At 43.8% G+C, this 19,641-nt stretch carries 13 protein-coding genes; 1 reads left to right on the top strand and 12 read right to left on the bottom strand.

The window, feature by feature from the left end:
* Positions 1-52 precede the first annotated feature (52 nt).
* The gene (locus ACK8P8_RS04095) at positions 53-1,690 is read left to right on the top strand and encodes an ABC-F family ATP-binding cassette domain-containing protein (RefSeq protein ID WP_227216254.1); all 1,638 of its coding nucleotides are present in this window, start codon (positions 53-55) and stop codon (positions 1,688-1,690) included.
* Positions 1,691-1,751: 61 nt separating this feature from the next.
* On the opposite strand, the gene ACK8P8_RS04090 is transcribed toward ACK8P8_RS04095, so the two are convergent.
* The 12 genes from ACK8P8_RS04090 to ACK8P8_RS04035 all read right to left on the bottom strand — a co-directional run bounded on the left by ACK8P8_RS04090 (position 1,752) and on the right by ACK8P8_RS04035 (position 19,530).
* The gene (locus ACK8P8_RS04090; RefSeq protein ID WP_369859334.1) at positions 1,752-3,455 is read right to left on the bottom strand and encodes a thioredoxin family protein; all 1,704 of its coding nucleotides are present in this window, start codon (positions 3,453-3,455) and stop codon (positions 1,752-1,754) included.
* Positions 3,456-3,550: 95 nt separating this feature from the next.
* Positions 3,551-4,966 (bottom strand): BACON domain-containing protein, encoded by a 1,416-nt coding sequence (locus ACK8P8_RS04085; protein ID WP_410025559.1) that lies wholly within the window; start codon positions 4,964-4,966, stop codon positions 3,551-3,553.
* 55 nt (positions 4,967-5,021) lie between these two features.
* Entirely contained in the window at positions 5,022-6,128 is a 1,107-nt protein-coding gene (locus ACK8P8_RS04080) for a hypothetical protein (protein WP_227216258.1), read from the bottom strand.
* 11 nt (positions 6,129-6,139) lie between these two features.
* Positions 6,140-7,720: a hypothetical protein gene (locus ACK8P8_RS04075; protein WP_410025557.1), complete on the bottom strand. Its 1,581-nt coding sequence runs from the start codon at positions 7,718-7,720 to the stop codon at positions 6,140-6,142.
* Between the two features lie 12 nt (positions 7,721-7,732).
* On the bottom strand, positions 7,733-8,488 hold the full coding sequence (locus ACK8P8_RS04070; protein WP_227216261.1) for a DUF4843 domain-containing protein: 756 nt from the start codon (positions 8,486-8,488) through the stop codon (positions 7,733-7,735).
* 21 nt (positions 8,489-8,509) lie between these two features.
* Positions 8,510-10,006 carry a RagB/SusD family nutrient uptake outer membrane protein gene (locus ACK8P8_RS04065; protein ID WP_227216263.1) on the bottom strand — a complete coding sequence of 499 codons (1,497 nt, stop codon included), beginning with the start codon at positions 10,004-10,006 and terminating at the stop codon, positions 8,510-8,512.
* 12 nt (positions 10,007-10,018) lie between these two features.
* Positions 10,019-13,315: a SusC/RagA family TonB-linked outer membrane protein gene (locus tag ACK8P8_RS04060; protein WP_410025556.1), complete on the bottom strand. Its 3,297-nt coding sequence runs from the start codon at positions 13,313-13,315 to the stop codon at positions 10,019-10,021.
* Between the two features lie 144 nt (positions 13,316-13,459).
* Positions 13,460-14,593 (bottom strand): FecR family protein, encoded by a 1,134-nt coding sequence (locus tag ACK8P8_RS04055; protein WP_369859338.1) that lies wholly within the window; start codon positions 14,591-14,593, stop codon positions 13,460-13,462.
* A gap of 53 nt (positions 14,594-14,646) precedes the next feature.
* Positions 14,647-15,150 (bottom strand): sigma-70 family RNA polymerase sigma factor, encoded by a 504-nt coding sequence (locus ACK8P8_RS04050; RefSeq protein ID WP_369859339.1) that lies wholly within the window; start codon positions 15,148-15,150, stop codon positions 14,647-14,649.
* A gap of 184 nt (positions 15,151-15,334) precedes the next feature.
* Entirely contained in the window at positions 15,335-17,263 is a 1,929-nt protein-coding gene (gene nagB / locus ACK8P8_RS04045) for a glucosamine-6-phosphate deaminase (RefSeq protein ID WP_227216267.1), read from the bottom strand.
* Between the two features lie 24 nt (positions 17,264-17,287).
* Positions 17,288-18,472, bottom strand: coding sequence for an ROK family transcriptional regulator (locus ACK8P8_RS04040; protein ID WP_369859340.1), 1,185 nt, complete (start codon positions 18,470-18,472; stop codon positions 17,288-17,290).
* Between the two features lie 137 nt (positions 18,473-18,609).
* On the bottom strand, positions 18,610-19,530 hold the full coding sequence (locus tag ACK8P8_RS04035) for a cation diffusion facilitator family transporter (RefSeq protein WP_369859341.1): 921 nt from the start codon (positions 19,528-19,530) through the stop codon (positions 18,610-18,612).
* Positions 19,531-19,641 lie beyond the last annotated feature (111 nt).

The following is a 19,641-nucleotide window of genomic DNA, read 5'->3' as shown; positions in this document are numbered from 1 at the left end:
ACCGCCATTTGGAAATGGTGAATCCATTTTCAACTTTCAATTTTCAATTTATATGATTTCAGTAGACGGATTAACAGTAGAATTTGGAGACAGAGCACTTTTTAAAGACATATCATTCGTGATTAACGACAAAGACCGTATCGCCCTCATGGGTAAAAACGGGGCGGGCAAGTCCACCCTGTTGAAAGTCCTTGCCGGGGAAAGACAACCCAACCGAGGTAACGTTTCCTGCCCGAAAGACACGGTGATAGCCTATCTGCCCCAACATCTGATGACTCAAAACGAGCGTACCGTCTTCGATGAAACCGCACAGGCCTTCGCCCATCTTTTCGAGATGGAGAAAGAGATTGAACGTCTGAACCAACAACTGACCGAAAGAACGGATTACGATTCACCCGAGTATTACAAACTGATTGAGGACGTTTCCACCCTAAGCGAGAAATTTTACAGCATCGACTCCACGCATTACGAGGCGGATGTTGAAAAGATTCTTTTAGGCTTGGGATTCCAACGGGAAGACTTCAACCGCCCGACCTCCGACTTCAGCGGAGGATGGCGTATGCGCATCGAGTTGGCAAAAATGCTGCTTAAAAATCCCGATGTATTACTGCTCGACGAGCCTACCAACCACTTGGATATCGACTCTATCCAATGGCTGGAAGACTTCCTCGTGAACAACGGGAAAGCGGTTGTCGTGATCTCCCACGACCGGGCTTTCGTGGATAACATCACCACCCGCACGATAGAGGTTACCATGGGGCGTATCTACGACTACAAAGTTAATTACTCGCAATACCTCGTGTTGCGCCAAGAACGCCGTATCCAACAGCAAAAGGCTTATGACGAGCAACAAAAAATGATTGCCGAAACCAAGGAATTTATCGAACGCTTCAAGGGAACCTACTCCAAAACGCTGCAAGTGCAATCCCGGGTAAGAATGCTCGAGAAACTCGAAATACTGGAAGTGGATGAAGTAGATACTTCCGCCTTACGACTGAAATTCCCGCCTTCCCCCAATTCGGGTAAATATCCCGTCATCGCCGAGGAACTCACGAAGGACTATGACGGTCACGTCGTTTTCCAAAACGCCAGCTTCACGATAGAGAAAGGCGAGAAAGTAGCATTCGTCGGACGCAACGGGGAAGGAAAATCCACCCTCGTGAAATGTATCATGGGAGAAATCCCCTACACCGGAAAGCTGACTTTGGGCTACAACGTCCAGATCGGGTATTTCGCCCAGAACCAAGCCTCGCTCATGGACGAAAACCTCACCGTTTTCCAGACCATCGATGACGTAACCCCATTGGAACTAAAACACAAAATCAAGGATATGCTTGGAGCCTTCATGTTCAGCGGTGACGACGTGGACAAAAAAGTAAAAGTCCTTTCCGGGGGCGAACGTACCCGTCTGGCAATGATTAAACTATTGCTATCCCCCGTGAACCTGTTGATTCTCGACGAACCGACCAACCATTTGGACTTACGTACCAAGGACATTTTGAAAAGCGCCTTGAAAAACTTCGACGGCACCCTCATCGTCGTGTCGCACGACCGTGATTTCCTCACCGGACTGGCAGAAAAAGTCTACGAGTTCGGCAACAAGAAAGTCACCGAGCACCTCGAAGACATCCAAGGCTTCCTCCGGAAAAAGAAAATGGAGAACTTGAAAGAAATCGAGCGAAAGGGATAATAACATTAATTATTGTAGCGAATATTACAATAATATTCGCTACAATAATATCCCCCACACGTTATTGACAATCCCTCAATCGTTGCTCAACGGTTTCCAGCCCTTGTACCTCTACAAATTTTGTTCGATTCTTCAATAAAAATTTCTCCGCATCCGAACCGTTGGGACTGTATTCTTTTTCAGCAAAAATATACCAATAACGAGATGAAACTCTCTCCTCGTCACTTAGTACTCGAAATAATTCCTTCACAACCCCCGGAGCACGGGAATCCTTGACAGAGGCCAATGCTTCCGCGTACGAAGTCAACAATTTCTTATCCCGTCTTCCCATATTATAAAATTCTTCTAGACACTCCAACGCCGTATACCCATTAAACACATCTTCAAGTTTTGTGCGAAAATATTCCGCATCCCCTATTCCAGTGAATTTATGACGAACACCTCCTTTCCAATTCACCACAACAAAAGTCGGGTAAACATGTACATCAAATTTTTTGCAAACCTCCCGACCTTCTTGTTTTTTTATATCGCATTTCACGTATATAAAATTTTCGTTCATAACACGTTTGAGCTCTTCATCCCGAAATACCGTATCTGACATATATCGACAAACCGGGCTATCTGAATCATAACAATCTATAAAAACACGTCCCCGTCTTTGTTTAGCCACTTCAAATGCCTCCTCAAAAGTCATCGTGCGGGCAGCTATATTAAAATCGACAAACATCTCTTTCAAAAATTTCCTTTTTGCTTCCGACTCGTTACCGGTGATATATTGACACTCTAAAGCTGCCACATTCTTCAACTGATCTATTGACGCCCTATGCACGAGCAATTCGCTAGCTCGTTTCCCCGTATGACTCCATAATTCCACGTTCCCTCGTGAAATCAAATTTATAATCTTTTCAATATCCTCATTTGCAATAGCTTCACAAAAGTCAAGGGAAACTTCCAATTTTTCCCGTTTTTCAAAATACGATTTCTCCAATTCCTCGCGAATTTGAGTAAAACGAGTGGAAAAATCTTTCGGGCGTTCAGAAACAAGTTGATTTAAAGTCGAGCTATAATTTTGATACAAATACGACTCCACGTTTTCTCCTCCCACGTTTTTTTTGAAAATAGCGATATTATTCAATACTAAGCTAAAATCATCTGAACCATAAACACTTTTTTCAAGAATAGGCCAATATTCTTTTTTCATTTTATCCTTTTCCGTCAACACGGAGTCCAACTTCTTTCCAATCTCCTTGCTCTTCGCCCTTTCACCCGCATCTTGCAGCACGACCATGTAAGTCATCAACTGCTCTTTCGTCATTTCTCCTTTCTCGTACAGCTTGTTCAAATAAGTAAAAGAAGTTTTCTTGTCTAACCCTCGCTCTACTTTATTAATAAAAGGTTCCAACTCACCTCCCCCTACAATCATATGTTGTATGGCTCCATCCGGACGAATTATAAAAAACGTCGGGTAAGCTTTAATTTTCAACTTCTTACTCAATTCCAGCCCCTCCCCTTTCTCCATGTCAAATTTCACACAGACAAATTTAGGGTTAAAAAAATCACCGGCTTCCTTTTGCGGAAATACATTTTCTGCCATAACACGACACGGAACACACCATGCCGTATAACAATCTACAAACACGAGTTTATTTTCTTGCTTTGCTTTCGCCAAAGCTTCATTAAACGTAAGAGCTTCAAAATTTACTCCTTGTCCAAAAAGAGATAAACTCGATATCAACAAAAATAAATTGACAATAATAATTTTCATATTACAAATTAATTTCTTTAGAACACAAAAAGAGTTGCAATAAAACATCTAATAGATTCATTGCAACTCTTTTGTCAAACAAGAATCAAAAGCTTTTACTTCGCTAAATCACGTTTCCACCAGAAGCAACGAGCAATGCACATATTAGTAGAGCCTTTACTAATACATCTTCCACCCATAGTTGGATTATTTTCCAAATTCCAAGCCCATCCCCATCCATACATATCCATATGAGCATCACACCAATACCATCCCGTGGTATATTCCGGCACGTTCAACGCTTTCAATGCATTATTTACTTTCTCACAATTAGCTTTCAATTTAGGCCATTCAGATTTTAGATTACCTTCCAGTGTAACGAAATCCCCCTTTAAACGCCAAAAACTTGGCAAAACCCATCCTTCCATTCCGGTTTTCTCTTCCATTTCCGCACAATAAGCAAATGCAGGAAATGCATCTTTCCAATCATTCGGATACATCTCTTTGACTTTACTATAAATAGGCTCATACCCTCCCCCTGTTATCACTGCGCCATTAGCACAAAACATTACATTTTCTTTTTCTTCCAAGGCAATCACCAAAAGTCCTTCTTCATCATGACTAACGACAATGCCAACAGCCACTCCATTATGTTTGAAAACATCTCCGGGATTAAACACTCCACCTTCTTGCTCCACAAAAACAATCGTTTCACCCATAGTTACAGTCGCGCTCCTTGCATCTCCCCCGACATTACCGGATGCACTTACCACCAACTTACCGTCTTTCAACTCTGCCGTACACCAATCCTCGCTTGATTCCGCGGTTGTTGCCCCAGCAGGAGCATCTAAAACAATGCGATAGCCGCTGGCATTTAACACCACAGCATCAACTTGCTTCACGGTAACTTCAATTACTTTTTGATTCTCTTCATCAATCCCTGCCACCACATTAAACTTTGTTTCATTCGGTTCTCCCTCTGCATTTTCCTTCACCTCCACCGTAAACGACTTATTATCTTCAGCAAGAGTCACGCTAAACCAATCCTCCTTCTCCACATTTTCCAAGCGGATGGCAGCTTGATTACTTGTAACCGTGATAGCTTCGCTACCTCCTGCTTTATCAAATATGATTACATTTTTCGACAACTCCAAAGTAGCTTCTGCCACCGCCGATTGAAGCACAGGAATCACTTTATCCGGATTCCCTACCGACTTAATCAATAATTTACCTTCTCTCTTTTCTACAGAATTATTCACTTCGGCCACAACTTCCAACCATTGCTGATCCAACTTGGTCACAGAGAACCATTTTTTATCCCCTTCCATCTCCACATCAACGGTCCAATCCTCTGCGTTTGTCGTGACACGGATACGCTCCATCATGCCTTCAGTTGTTCCCGCTTCAAATTCCAACTTTTCCTTGTCTACCGTCAACATAAACTTTTCATCTTCCCCTTCTTCCTTGTCATCACTACACGCAAAAAAAACAGAAAACATAGCCAAACATAAATACAAAAACCAATTTTTCATAATATTTGTCTTTTGATTGTTAATAAATATAATTATGCCTATTAAAAACATATTTCTAAAATTCTACACTTTTTGATTGTAATATTTTCATCACTTTTATTCCCATGGAATCCGCACCTTCTACCGAAAACTTGATTGAATACTTCTCTCCCGCTTCAAGATGCACATTACGAATAATCATAAACGTATCATCAAACAAAAGCTCTTCTCCTTCACGCAATTCCGCCAACAAACTCGGTTCCTCCAGACGCTTCGGGAAAAAGAAGATATACTCGTCAATATCACACGCCTTCCCGTTCGATTCGAAAGTCACCGTACAAAGCAAACGTTGCTTCTTACACGTCATCTTAAAAGGAGATAATACCTCTTTCAACCTGATATTCCACTTCGGATCCCCGTAATACACCAACACATCCCGGTTTTTCAGCAACTCGATCTGTTCTCCCGTACACTCTTTTCCCAATTCTTTTTTTACCAAGATTCTTATCGCCTCATCGTCAACCACGCATCCCTCTTCATTCTCCGGCAAAACCAAACCAAGCGACTTAGGGTCCCACGCCGCCAAACGTTCCAAAATACACTGCTGCTGCAAAAACACAGCCTCGGCTACCGTGTGCTTAGCCGGAGTCTTCATTCGTTCCTTCCAGCTATCTTTCCAAGCCCCGGTACTCCAATTCACCCCATTATAACCTGATAACTTCTCCAACTCACACGCTTCCAACCATCCCATATCCACCTTTTTCGGAGTCTGTGCATCTGTCACCATCCGCATCGCATCAACAGCTTGCTCTCCGGTTATTATTCCCCAGACAAAATCCTCGTACGGGGTATCACTCATATTACGACTCATGGCATGCATCATTCTCACGAACAACGGGGTTATCTTCTCCGCTTTCTCCACGACAGTCACGTAACGGGGCTGTGCCTGTTTCAACTTATCGAAAACCTCCCCGGGATATTGATTATAATCAAACTCCACTCCCCCGTGATTCATCTTCAATGTCTCGGTCAATTTTTTCCACGCTAAATCCTCTCGCACAGCCTTGCTCACCAGAATGGCATACTCACACGTCCCTTTCTTTTTCTGTGCATATACCTGAAAAGTACAGCCCAACAACACCGCGAACAGCAATCCCACTAAATTAATAACATATCTATTCATACCTGTATAAATCAGTAATCCGTACGCAACAAATGAAGTTTATAATACATATTCATTGGCTTGTATGCCACGTGTTCCCACTTTTTGAGCAAAGACAAATCAAACGAATCCAACACGTACACGCTACCTTTACGCTCTCCCTCTGCCGTGGGGTCATACACCCCGACAAAGACATATTTATTCGTAATATCCTGTGTCATACAAGTAATCACGGCATTGGGATTCACACTGGTCACGTCAAAACAAAGCTCGGATTCTTCTGTCGGCAACTTAGGTTCCGTCGAAGCACCGGGTTTCCACATGTAAATCTTACGGTCTGTATTATACAAAATCGAACGATGTTGATACACGTTCAAAACCTGCGCTTCCGGTGTTAAAGTCAACTCTTCGCCCTCCGGTAAATCATACGTATACGAAGATACCACATTGTATAAACCAAACAGAAGATACATACTCCCCGTGTATCCGACATCGGAAACTTGCCTTATCGTTATCTTCGACGGATTCTCGATATTTTGCGTCACAATATAAAAATCATGTACACCGATATTTGCCGTTTCAAACGGTATCGCGTAAATCACTTTTTCTCCCGGATAAGCTTCCGGCCCTATCCCACTATTGGAAAGTCCATCAGCCCATATGCCATATAACTTTGAATTCTCGTCATCATGCAAAAAAAGAATATCTAGAAAAGTGCTGTTTCTCTCTATGCCCGAACGTATTTTAACCCGCTGAAAGCGATCCCAATGATGAACATCTTTGAAAACTTTCCTCTCTACTTCCATTTGCCAATTCCAAGTTTGTACCCGCATATCCCCATCATCACAGAATGCAAACAAATCAAACTTGCCCACCCCACACATTCCTAACTTTAATGGCGTTCCTGAAAACTCGAAACCGGTAATCACTCTCAATGTATTGTGATCCAAATAATATGCCTGTTTATTTTTCCGGGAAAGAATATAAGGATAACCTACCCGAGGAAACCAAATATCGCCCCCCCCGCAAACAAACGCAAAATCCACGATATCATCTTTTAGAACAGGTACATCCTCTGAAGTCCGATACCAAAAATCGGAAGCCTCTTTTTGCACGAGTTCTATTTCATCCGTCACGGTATTCTGCACGGAAAACATGGCATCACCCTCATCATTGCGACTCAACATAACCAACCCCTCGTCAAAATTACTGCTCGGCTTTACAATAAAATAACGATACGCACTGCCAAATTCATTCGAAACCCTTAAACGAGCAAAATAAGGCTCTTGCCTGTCGAAAGTGAATCTTAGCACTTTATCATTCGATAACATTTTCAATGAATCTTGTGGATGAACCATATACTCCCCTTTAGCACTAACATAAATCTTTCCATAACGCCATTGATAAGTCAGCGGACAGGACGGATCTGTTTGTGATATCCGATCAGAAGGATCAAACACGAACTCTTCCCCCAACTTAGGATATAACACGGTATCCTGATCGGATATATATATATCGGAAACCTCTATATGCGGTCCGGTCGTCTTATCTTTGACGCAACTTACCAAGCCGACAAGAAAAACCGCAAGCACCACTAATATTACCTTTTTCATACTCATCTACTTTTATTTATTATTGTACCACTCCGGAATTTCCACCTCCGGATTAGGATGTTCCGTAAAATAATCAAACAGCGGCACCAACACTCCTTGCTTAAATAAGGGTTGATAAGCCAAATATATCCCACTCCACTTTCCCTCATTCGTAAGCATCTGCAACCGATACCCAAACAGATCAAGCATTGCGCGATATTCCTCCGGTCTTGGCCATTTATACCATAATTCATTATAAATCTCAAATAACTTTCTGTAGGCAACTTCCGAAAATTTCCCTAACAAATCTTCCACCCACCATTTAGGTTGCTGGGGATGCACGACCTTCACGCCAAAAGTCACTTCCGGACTCTGCATCATCGGTATAAATTCATCATTTTCCAAAATCCTCAATCCTACCCACAATTTCATGTCCTCATACTCCTTGTAAGCCGGACGACGAGCCCACACTCGAATCGCTCCCCGCACGGCTCCTGCCGTTAAAACTGCCTCAATCTTATAATCCGTTGATGGCATATTCGTCAAACTATCAATAACTTCTACAAGAATCTCCCTATCATAATCAACCGGGACTCCAAGTATCGAATACGAGGCACCTCCCGCTGCCCAAGTCGTATCAGTATACTCTGAAAACTGTATTTCCACGACATTCCGATCTAAAGCAATACCCGTCTTTCTACTTGTATCCCATACCCACGGATCTTTTTCACACGAAGCGAAAAACATCAATAAAATAATACTCCATATCACGTAAAATTTCTTCTTCATAACTCTTCTCTCTTTAATTAATCAATATGTCGATTCATCGCGGTATTCAAACTCCTCGTCCGGTATATTCAAATTCCATTTATCCTCATCCATGATAAGTTCACCTCCAATCTGAGGAACCAATTTTAACTTATCCGGCTGTCTTTTTTTCAAACGAAACCAATATTGTCCTTCCAGTACAAACTCTTTTCTGAATTCCTCGTCAATAATTTCAATTGTCAAATCACCCTCGAAGTTTCCCATTCCTCGCGAAGCATAATATTTATTAAAGAAAATTTTTGCTTCTTCTGGAGAAGATTCAACCAAAGATTCAACCAGTATCAAATACATTTCCGGAATACGAATCATATTCGCTCCGTTGAAACCGATTCCCGCCAAATCTTTATCGCCCGGATTTATCAGCACACGATCCAACACTTTCAGATAACGATCTCCATAGATACGGATTCTATCCGCTAGCGACATATTATATATATTAGGCACCCCTATCCATTCATTACGATAATCAAACTTATCATCCCGTCTTTTATACATTTCCGGCTCCGCAGGCAACCACCCCCCGCTCTGCAAAAGAAGCTCCCCAGACCAATTATCATACATATTGGAAACATAAAGTCCGAAAATAGCTTCATCAGCGTTTACCGTCCCTCCCATACAGCGGATAAAATGCGTGGAACTAATCGTTGTTCCGTCACTCGGTAACGGAAACCTGCCGGATTCGATTACCTCACGGGCATACATTCCCGCACTATCCAAATCACCCGCCCTTCCCCTTGTCCAATAGACACGAGCTAAAGTTGCCTTCACCGCGTAAAGATTAAAATGAGATACGCGTTCACTGGTAAACAAATCATACATATTCTCCGGCAAACGAGGATAGACCAAGAGCGACTCGTCTTCTGTTAATAACTGTTCCGCTGCCTTCAAGTCTGCAATAATCTTCTCGTAACATTCTCCCGTCGTGGAAAAAGGTGTCACGTACATCCCGTATTGTGTAACATAGGGAATCCCCCTGTTTTCTTCCAAAGCCGAACCGTACATCCTCAACAAATCAAACAAGACATACGCACGAACCCCTAAAGCTTCCCCTTTGTACATCTTTTCATGTTTCAACCTCTTTCCATCCCAAATTTCCAACCTCTCCAATATTTTATTCACGTCACTTACAAACTTGTAAGAAGTCTGCCACATTTTTTTATACCTGTCTATCGCCCGTTGGTCCGTGTGATCATGCATTATAATCTTGTCATATATACCACCCGCCGAAGCATCACTACCCGCTTCTTTCCCTATAGCGAAATACTGTCCCAACAAATCAATCGTCTGTTGGAAAGTTTCTCCATACATATCCCCCTTTGCTAACGTCACGTAAAGCCCGTACATAGCCTCCTCTATCCCCTCTTGATCCGTGAACAAATCATCTTCCAAAATAGAAGACTTATCGCGTGCCGTTAAAAAATCCTCACAGGAAGAAAAAAACACTCCCAGTAAAAATACCAATACAATAACTCTATTCATAATTCATTTATATTAGAATGTAGGACTAATCATAAAATTGAAACCGCGCATAAACGGATAAGAAGTACCTCTTTCATACTTCACGGTAGATAACCGCAACACATCCGAGAATGTAACACCCACTGTCAATCGCTTCAAGCCGATTCCTCTCACCCACGTTTGAGGCAAATTATACGAGATTGACACAGATGACAAATAAACCTCGTTCTTCTTCTCCACAAACCGGGCCGATTTAACAAACCGTTGTTGCTTATACTCTCCTTTAGGATACGCCACCACATCACCCGGTTTTACCCAACGATCCGTGTACGCCCGCACATCCACGTTTTTGGTTATATCTATATTTTCCACCTTTGCAGCCCGTGTCGCATTATAAATATACCCCCCGAACGTGTAACTGAATGCCATACCCACGCTTATATCCCGCCAAGCTGCCGAGAGGGACGAACTTCCCTCGAACCAAGGTTTTGTATCCCCTAATGCGACCATATCTTCCACATTATAAGTATACGTGGGTTCTTTCGTATCTTTTTTAAGAAACACTTCCAACCCGTTAGCCGGATTAATCCCCCACGAATCCACGGCATAAATAGCATCCATTGACTCCCCTTCGCGAAGTTGCAACTTGGGTGCAACCCCCTTGTCCCGCATATTCGCCTCGTTCTGTCTGGCGAGTGCATTACTAATTTTCATCAATTTATTTTCCGTGTGATGCGTATTCACGGTCAAACGCAACAACCAATCCGTTGTCCTCACCAGCAAAGAAGAAACAGATATCTCCATTCCCCAGTTCAAACTTTCACCGAAATTGGCTTGAACCGTGGCAGCCCCGGTAGAAAGAGGAAGCCCGATCGGCAACAAGGCATCTTTCGTGCGTTGCCTGTAAAAATCAAGATTCACCTGAAACCGCCCTTCAAGAATATCCAACACGACACCACCATTCATATTCAAGGTGCGTTGTGCCTTCAAGTCGGGATTCCCTAATTGCGATGGAATTGCTCCTAATCCTAACAGATATGCGTCCCCGTAAGTATAGATTGTCTGCGCCATATTACCACCAAAATTACCACTACCGACAAAACCTATACTACCGCGGAATCGGAAAGTACTTATCCAAGAAAGTGCTTTGATAAAACTCTCCTTATGAGCGTTCCAACCTATTCCGAAAGACCAATAAGGAGCCCATTGATTATTTCCTCCCAAAACCGAACTACCGGAACTTCTATAACTTCCATCAAGGAAATATCGATTTCTAAAGATAAAATTCAAATTCGCAAATACCCCCACGCTTGCCGAATAATCGTTACTACCTCTAGGCTTTCCTCCCGAAGGATAAGTTCGGGCAAAATTAATATCATTCATTACAGGTTTAAGAAAACCTCTTCCCTCCATACCGAATGATGATGAATTACTTTGAGTTATTGTTGAACCGACATTCGTTGTCAAAATACTTCCCTTGTCATCAAAAGGCAACGAATAACTTACCGACCCGGTCATACTCCAACTTGTCCCCTCTGCCCCCGACAAAACGTATCGACCTTTGGTATTGGCAGATTCATTCCCCTCCATAGATGATGTATGCAAACTGGATATATAATCATCACTTCGATTATCACTTAAAGATAAATTCGCACTTAAATTTACAATCATACCCTTCATCACATCCCAACGAAACGTCAAATTGTTACTTATATTCTTCGACTTGCTCTTCGAGAAACTTCCCGTTGACGCATTATACATAGGATTAACTGCACCAAAAGAAAGTTTAGGTATTAATTCTCCATACTCATCGTACGGACAATCATATGGATTCAGCACCACCCATTGAGAATACGATCCGTAAGGAGAATTTTTCGAATCCGTCTTTCGAATATCCGAACGGAACGTAACCGTCAATTTATTTCTAAAAATATACGAGAAATAAAAACCGATACCATAATTCCGCCGAAAATCCCCTTTCATTACACCATGTGCATCCCCGTAACGGGCAGTCACACTATAATCCAAACCGCCTCCTCTACCGGTAACAGAAAGCGAGTGACTATGCGACCAAGCAATTCGCACGGGTATTGCAGCCCAATCGGTATAAACACCCGAGTTAACCAACTTCAATTTCCTGTTATACTCCATTTCCTTCTCTCCATTCATTCCCTCATATATTCCCCAACGTCTTTCCAATTCCAATTTCTGTCTTGGATTACACAAACTATAGGAACTCACATCAGGGAATTGGATATCAGGCACAAAATTGTAACGCATCCGCAATTTACTATCCGCAACTCGTTTACGAGTCACCACGATAACCCCGTTAGCCGCTTTATCACCGTAGATAGCCGTTGCCGAAGCATCCTTCAACACATCGACACGCTCAATATCAAACACATCCATATCATATAGTCCTTCCAAAGTCGTTTCCACTCCATCCACGATAATCAATGGAGAGTTCAAACCATACTGGTCATCGGAAGTCTTTATCGAAGTCGTACCCCGGATAATAATCTCCGGGATATAATTAGGATTCGAACCCTGCTCGTTATTATCCACGATTCTCATTCCCGGCACAAGCACGGTCAACGCCTTGAACAAATTCGTCTGAGAAACTGCAAGAATATCTTCGGAACGAACCGTGGATACCGCTCCCGTGTAACTATTCTTTGATGCCGTGTATATACCGTTTACCACCACTTCATCCACCTCGTTCACCTCCTCGCTCATCGTGACGTTAATCGTCTTCTCTTTCCCGACCTTAACCTCTTCACTCTTCATCCCGATACAAGAGAATTGCAACACCGTTTCCGACGAAGTAGGGACAACAATCTCGTACATACCATCCGCATTAGTTGCCACCCCCGTGGAAGTACCCTTGATTATCACTGTCACTCCCGGAAGAGGCTCCTTATTTTTATCAAGCACCACTCCTTTGACTGTAACGACCTTCCCGTCCAAGTTCTTCTTATCGGATTGGTATTTCACCGTAATATACTTGCCATCGGTAATTTCCGAGTAAGTGAACGGCTTCCCTTCCAACACCTTTTTCAACGCATCGAGTATCGTGACATTCTTCAATGATGCCGTCACCTTATACCCCTGCACGTGATCATACGTGAACAAAATCTTATACGGGGAAAGTTTTTCCAACTTTTTCAACACCTCCCCTAAAGCCTCCTCTTTAAAATCTACCGTAATATTCTTCCGTTCTTGAGCCTGAACAAAAGACGTTAAAAGCAAGAAACACGCGAACAATACAATCCGAGAAACCCCGAACAGCCTAATTTGCCCTCGCGTGCAAAAAATACTTTGATGTCCCATAAATTTGTCTTGTTAATTTTATAATTCATATACAAGAACACGCGTAATCAAAAATAGGGTACCCCCCTTTTAAAAAAAATTAGACAAAAAAATAACAGCCGCAAACACGGCTGTTAAACAACACAAACACAATATACTAACCTGTTAATCTACAAATATCGTATTTCCCTCACGAGTAATTTTCATATCTCCCATCATATTCAATAATTTTAAGGCATTATCCACAGGCAAATCCCTTTCCGCCAAGAAATGCAAACGCAAATGCATAAATGTTTCATCCCGGAACACGACACGCACACCATACCACCTGCACAACTCCCGCATAATCTCCGCCAAAGATTCGTTATCAAAATAAAAATACCCTTCAATCCATAAATAAAAACTATCCGTGTCAACATTTTTAATCTCGAAAGAACCATCTTCCCTTAAAAACGCATCCTCTCCCGGACGAATAACCGCTTCCGCGGCAGAAACCTTATCCGTCACCCGGACGCTCCCCTGCAACAACGTCACGTGAGTATCCTCTCTGGAATAAGCACGCACGTTAAACTCCGTTCCCAACACCTCCGTCACCAGCTCCCCGACCTTCACTTTAAAAGGACGTGCCGCATCATGTGCCACCTTAAAAAAACCTTCTCCCTGCAACTCGACAACTCTCTCTCCTTCCGGAAAAACACTAGGGTACCTTAACCTACTCTCCGCGTTCAACCACACCCGGGTTCCATCCGACAAACACAATTGATAAAAACACCCGCTGGATGTCGAAAGCGTGTGCATTTCCATCTCACGGTCCGGTTCTACAGGTTCATAAACCAACATCTTGCCGCTATCGGAAGCCACCATGATATTACCCGGCAAACTATCCGTTTTCGAATTCGAAAGAACCACCTTTCGTCCGTCACCCGTGCACAACACCGCGCTCGAGAAAGAAGTGTCCGGCAAAAATGTAACAAACTCCCGTTGAACAGAAGGCTGAAAAGCAAACCTAAAGATCCACAACAACAACAAAATACTTGCCGCCCCGCTCACGAAACCGACCAACAAACGTCTATACCTCTTCACCCGCTGTTTTCGTGCAAACTTACCCCACGCCTTATCCGAATCCGTTTCCAGCAACTCACGGACGAAATAACTTCTGCAATCTTCCAACAAACGCATATCACGTGCACAGTCCGGATCCGATAACATTCTTTCCAGCTCCTCATCCTTGATTTGGGGATCATCCAAAGCATCCAACAACCTATCTGTTTTATCCATATCTTGCTTTATATTATCCATCTTCTAATCTTTAATAAATACACCTATCATCTTGTTTAGGGTACCCCCTTCATTCATTTTTTCCCAAAAAACTCTTCTCTCAACAACTCCAAAACCCTCATCATGTGCTTCTTCACCGTATTTCTGCTAATTCCCAACAAATCCGCCGTTTCCAAATACGTCTTCCTATTAAAACAACATTCTTCCAACACTCTCCGGGTTTGAACAGGTAAAGTAGAGATCACCTTTTCCACACGCTTTATTCTATCCTCATCCTCTCCTGTCAAATCCTCCCCCTCTCTATCCGCTTTCATAAGCATTGCTGCATATTTATCGACCGCCTTGCGATGACGCAAATAATTCATGCTTCCATGTTTCACCCGCAAAACAAGAACTGCAAACAATTCATCTTTTTTGAGTTCCTTATACTTCTTCCATGCATACTCGAAAGCTTCACTCACCACATCCTCACTCGCATCCTTATCATTCAAGTAAGTATAAGCATACTGACACAAACGAGAATAGTTCTCCTTAAACATATTCTCGAACTCTCGCTCCAAATTTCGACGCCCCAACATAAATATCAAATATAAATCCTAAAGACAAATTAATACAATTTCATCGACATTTTGCAAAAACAAAACCATTTTCTTTCACCCCCCTCTCCATATGCAACCATTTAATAAGCTTCCACCGGCGAAAAAAAAGAAACGGGATCCCGTAGAATCCCGCTCCCGCAAAAAAAATATAAAACACAACATATTATTTTTCATGCTTGTAACGGACGAAGACCTCCATCGCCTCGTATTCCGCCATCCCGATCTTGTTATACAAATCGGCCGTGTTACGATTGCGATCTTCCGCCCGCTGCCAGAACTCCCGCGGATCATCTCCCGGGTATGCCGGACCGTTATTCTGGGAACCGTGCCTGTAAATGGCTTCCCGTTTGATTGTCAATTCCGACGGGCTCACCGGTACAGCCATATCGACTTTCTCCATTTCCCATTCCAACCATGCCCCGCGGTACAACCACGTGTAACAATCCCGGAACCATTCATCCCCACTCACGACATCAAACGCCCGCATGATAGCCTCCAAACAAACGGCATGTGTCCCGTGCGGGTCGGCAAGATCCCCCGCCGCGTATATCTGGTGAGGCCTGATCTCCCGCAACAATTTCACGATAATATCAATATCCCCATCTCCTAACGGCTTCTTCTTCACAGAACCCGTTTCGTAGAAAGGCATATTCAAGAAATGCACTCTCTCTTTCGGTATTCCCATAAACCGACAGGCTGACAACGCCTCTGCCGAACGCAGTGCCGCCTTGTACGGTAACAACTCCGGTGATTCGTTTTCCTCCGGTTTCCGGTTATGTATCTTGTCTTTCAAGCTTTTAAAACTCTCGTTCTCCATTCCCAAGTTACGAGAGAACATATCGGCAACATCCATCATCTGGTACAAGTAATCGTCAAACACGGCGATATTCCCCGATGTCTGGTACGCCACGTGCACCTCATGCCCCTGTTCCACCAGACGCGCCTCGGTACCTCCCATGGAAATCACGTCATCATCCGGGTGCGGGCTGAAAATCAACACGCGCTTCGGGTAAGGATTCGCCCTTTCCGGACGGGTTGAATCATCGGCGTTCGGTTTCCCTCCCGGCCAACCGGAAATCGTGTGTTGCATATCGTTGAACACCTCGATATTCACTTTATTTGCCGAACCGAACAACTCGATCAGATCACTCAGACCGTTCTCCTGATAATCTTTATCCTCGACCTTCAATATAGGCTTCTTCAATTTCTGGCATAAACGCAAAACTGCCTTACGAATCAGTTTCTTGTCCCAATCCACCTTGCTCACCAACCACGGGTAATCCGCTCTCGTCAATTCACCCGCCGCGCTCTCGTCAATCACGAACTGCACGTCCGAATGCATCTGCAAGAAAGTGGCAGGCACCGTGTCCGACACCCGTCCTTCCACGGTAGCCTTGATGATCGGGGCTTTCTTCTCTCCCCACGCGAGCAAAACAACCCGTCTTGCTTTCATGATCGTCCCCACTCCCATGGTAATCGCTTTCGTGGGTACCAGATTCCGGCTCCCGAAATCCTTAATCGCGTCTTTAATCGTCAAGTCATTCAAGTAAACCTTTCTCGTGGTAGACGTGATAAAAGACCCCGGCTCGTTGAAACCGATGTGTCCCGTCCGACCGATACCCAGTACTTGAAGATCAATTCCGCCCTCCGCGTCAATCGCTTTCTCGTAATCCTCGCAGAATTTCTCTATCTCTTCTTCCGTCTGTAAAGTACCGTCGGGTATATGAATATTTTTAGGATCAATATCTATATGATCAAATAAATGATGATGCATGAAATAATGGTAACTCTGCTCCGACTCTTTCGGCATCGGCAGATACTCGTCCAAGTTGAACGTCACCACGTTGCGGAAAGACAAGCCTTCCTCCCTGTGCATCCTCACGAGTTCTTGGTACAATTTGATCGGGGAAACTCCCGTCGCCAATCCCAGAACACACTTTTCACTGCTGGCAGCTTTGGTTCGCACCAAATCCGCAATTTCCCGGGCAACGGCTTTCACCGCCTCGTCCGCCGTTTCATAGATCTGAACGGGTATCTTCTCGAACCTGTCAGCTCCCTCTCCCTTCGCGATGTAGTTTTTTGTTATTACCATATTGTTCCTCCTTTTATATACCGGTTAATAGAGTGAATAAACACTCTCCGAATCATCATACAAATGTTCCATCACAATCATCAACGTTCCCAGTATCGCCGAATAGCCTCCCAAGTTACTCATCACCAGCTCGCAATGATTGCGCATCCGGGCCAAAGCGTATTTATTTACCGCCTGTCGCACCGGAACGATCAGCAAATCCCCCGCCTCCGTGACTTCTCCCCCGATCACGACCATATCCGGGTTAAACAGGTGTATCATCGCGGCAATCCCTTCGCCCAACTTCTCGCCCGCCTGATGCAACACCTCGATTGCCGAAATATCGTCTTTTCCGGCGGCATCTATAACGGCTTGCAACGACCTCCCCGCCACTTTCTCGATTGCCCGACCGGAAGACACAGTTTCCAAGCATCCGATTTTCCCGCAATGGCAAGGCGCATCCAGTCCCGAAATACGGATATGCCCGAACTCTCCGGCCATCCCGATTCCCCCGCGATACAACTTGGAGTTCAAAATCATTCCCAAACCGATACACTCGTTTACGCTAATACAAAGAACATTGTTTATATTTTTCGCTATCCCGAACGTGTGTTCCGCCATCGCCATCACGTTCGAGTCATTATCGATAAACACGGGCATCTCCAACATTTCTTCCAGAATATCCTTCAAACCGGGACGTTCGTACGTCAGATAAGTATAGGTATTCCCTTCCCGGTCTATCAATCCCGGAAGCGCAACCCCGCACATTTTGATCTTCGCGCGGTCAACACCCAATTTCTCGATAACCTCGTCAATTCTCTCCTTGATATATTTCAGCGTGACATCATCATCCTGTCCTTCCAATATGGACGGGTATTCCAGAATCCCCTCTATCGGCTCGTTTTGCAGGTTAAAAATAGCTATTCGCAAATACTCGCGCCCTATATCCACGCCCAGTATATAGGCAGCATCGGGATTCAATGAAAAAACATGAGGACGTTTCCCCCCGATAGAATTTCCGCATCCCCGGTCAACAACCCAACCTTCCTCCATCAACTCATCAATCATCTTACCGACCGTGGGAGTAGTCACGTTTGTCAACCGACAGATTTCAGGCTTCGACAACTCGCCCATCTTGTAAAGGAAGCCGATAATCGCCTTCTTCTGCAAGTACCGTTTCTCCTTCAAGCCCGGTAAAAAACCTTTATTTATGGTGTTCGAGTCGTTCATAATTTCATCTATCCGAAGAATTCATCATTATCACACCACAAATATATAAAATACTTTCTAAAATATTTACGAAAGTATCACTCAAAATGAAAAATATTTTTCTTACTACATAACTTTTACCCGCTATTCAAAACATGCTATTCATCAGGGCAACTGTAACAACCTTCCGATTCGTACTCTATCTCGACGGTCAAGTGGTCGATTCCCATCTCTTTCAATTTATCGACAGCCTCATGCTTTACCTTGATAACATCTTCCCGCGAGGCAACGTCCGGGACAATCAAATGAGCGGAAGCGATATTCTTCTCCCCGTCCAACGTCCACACGTGCAGGTCATGCACTTCCTTCACCCCCGGCACCCCCTCCAGAACAGGCTTCACCTTATCTTCCGGTATATGTTCCGGCGTCGCTTGCAGAAGAATCCGGAAAATAGCGTACAGGTTGCGACACACGTTTGTCAGGATAAAAATACCGATACACACGGACAGAAGCGGGTCTATGAAATACCATCCCGTGTAACGGATAACCAAGCTGCCGACCAGTACCGCCAACCACCCCAGCACATCTTCCAGTAAATGCAGCATCACGGCACGCTGGCTGATGGAATTTCCCTTCATCAGACGCAACGCCGCAAAACCGTTCACCGCCAACCCCGCGATAGCCAACCACATCATCCCCGAATAATTCACCTCGGCAGGATGAAAAAGACGGGGTATCGTCTCCATAAAGACAAAAACAGACCCGACGAGCAACACGATAGAATTAATCAAAGCTCCCAAGGTTGAAAACCGCTTGTACCCGTAAGTAAATGTCCGGGTTCTCCGTTTCTTCGAGTATCGTTCCAAGAAAAAAGACACCCCTATCGAAAAAGCATCCCCGAAATCATGGACGGCATCCGATATAATCGCTACCGAATTCGTCCACACGCCCCCGATAATCTCGATAACAGCGAAACCTAAATTCAAGAAAAAAGCGATACCCAAATTCTTCGTACTATCCCCGTGAGAATGATTGTGACCTGCATGTGAATGTCCCTCGTGCGAATGTTCGTTCTTCATGGCTACTTATTTTTTGTAAAAATACTCAATTCTTCCATGAATGGTTTCATTTCATCGAGAAAATAATTACCTTTGCACCCGATAAAAGTGGAAAGATTTGGCTGATTGCAA

Origin of the sequence: Butyricimonas muris (genome assembly GCF_046365375.1) — a bacterium.
Lineage (GTDB): Bacteria > Bacteroidota > Bacteroidia > Bacteroidales > Marinifilaceae > Butyricimonas > Butyricimonas muris.
This window is presented reverse-complemented; position numbering and strand designations above follow the sequence as displayed.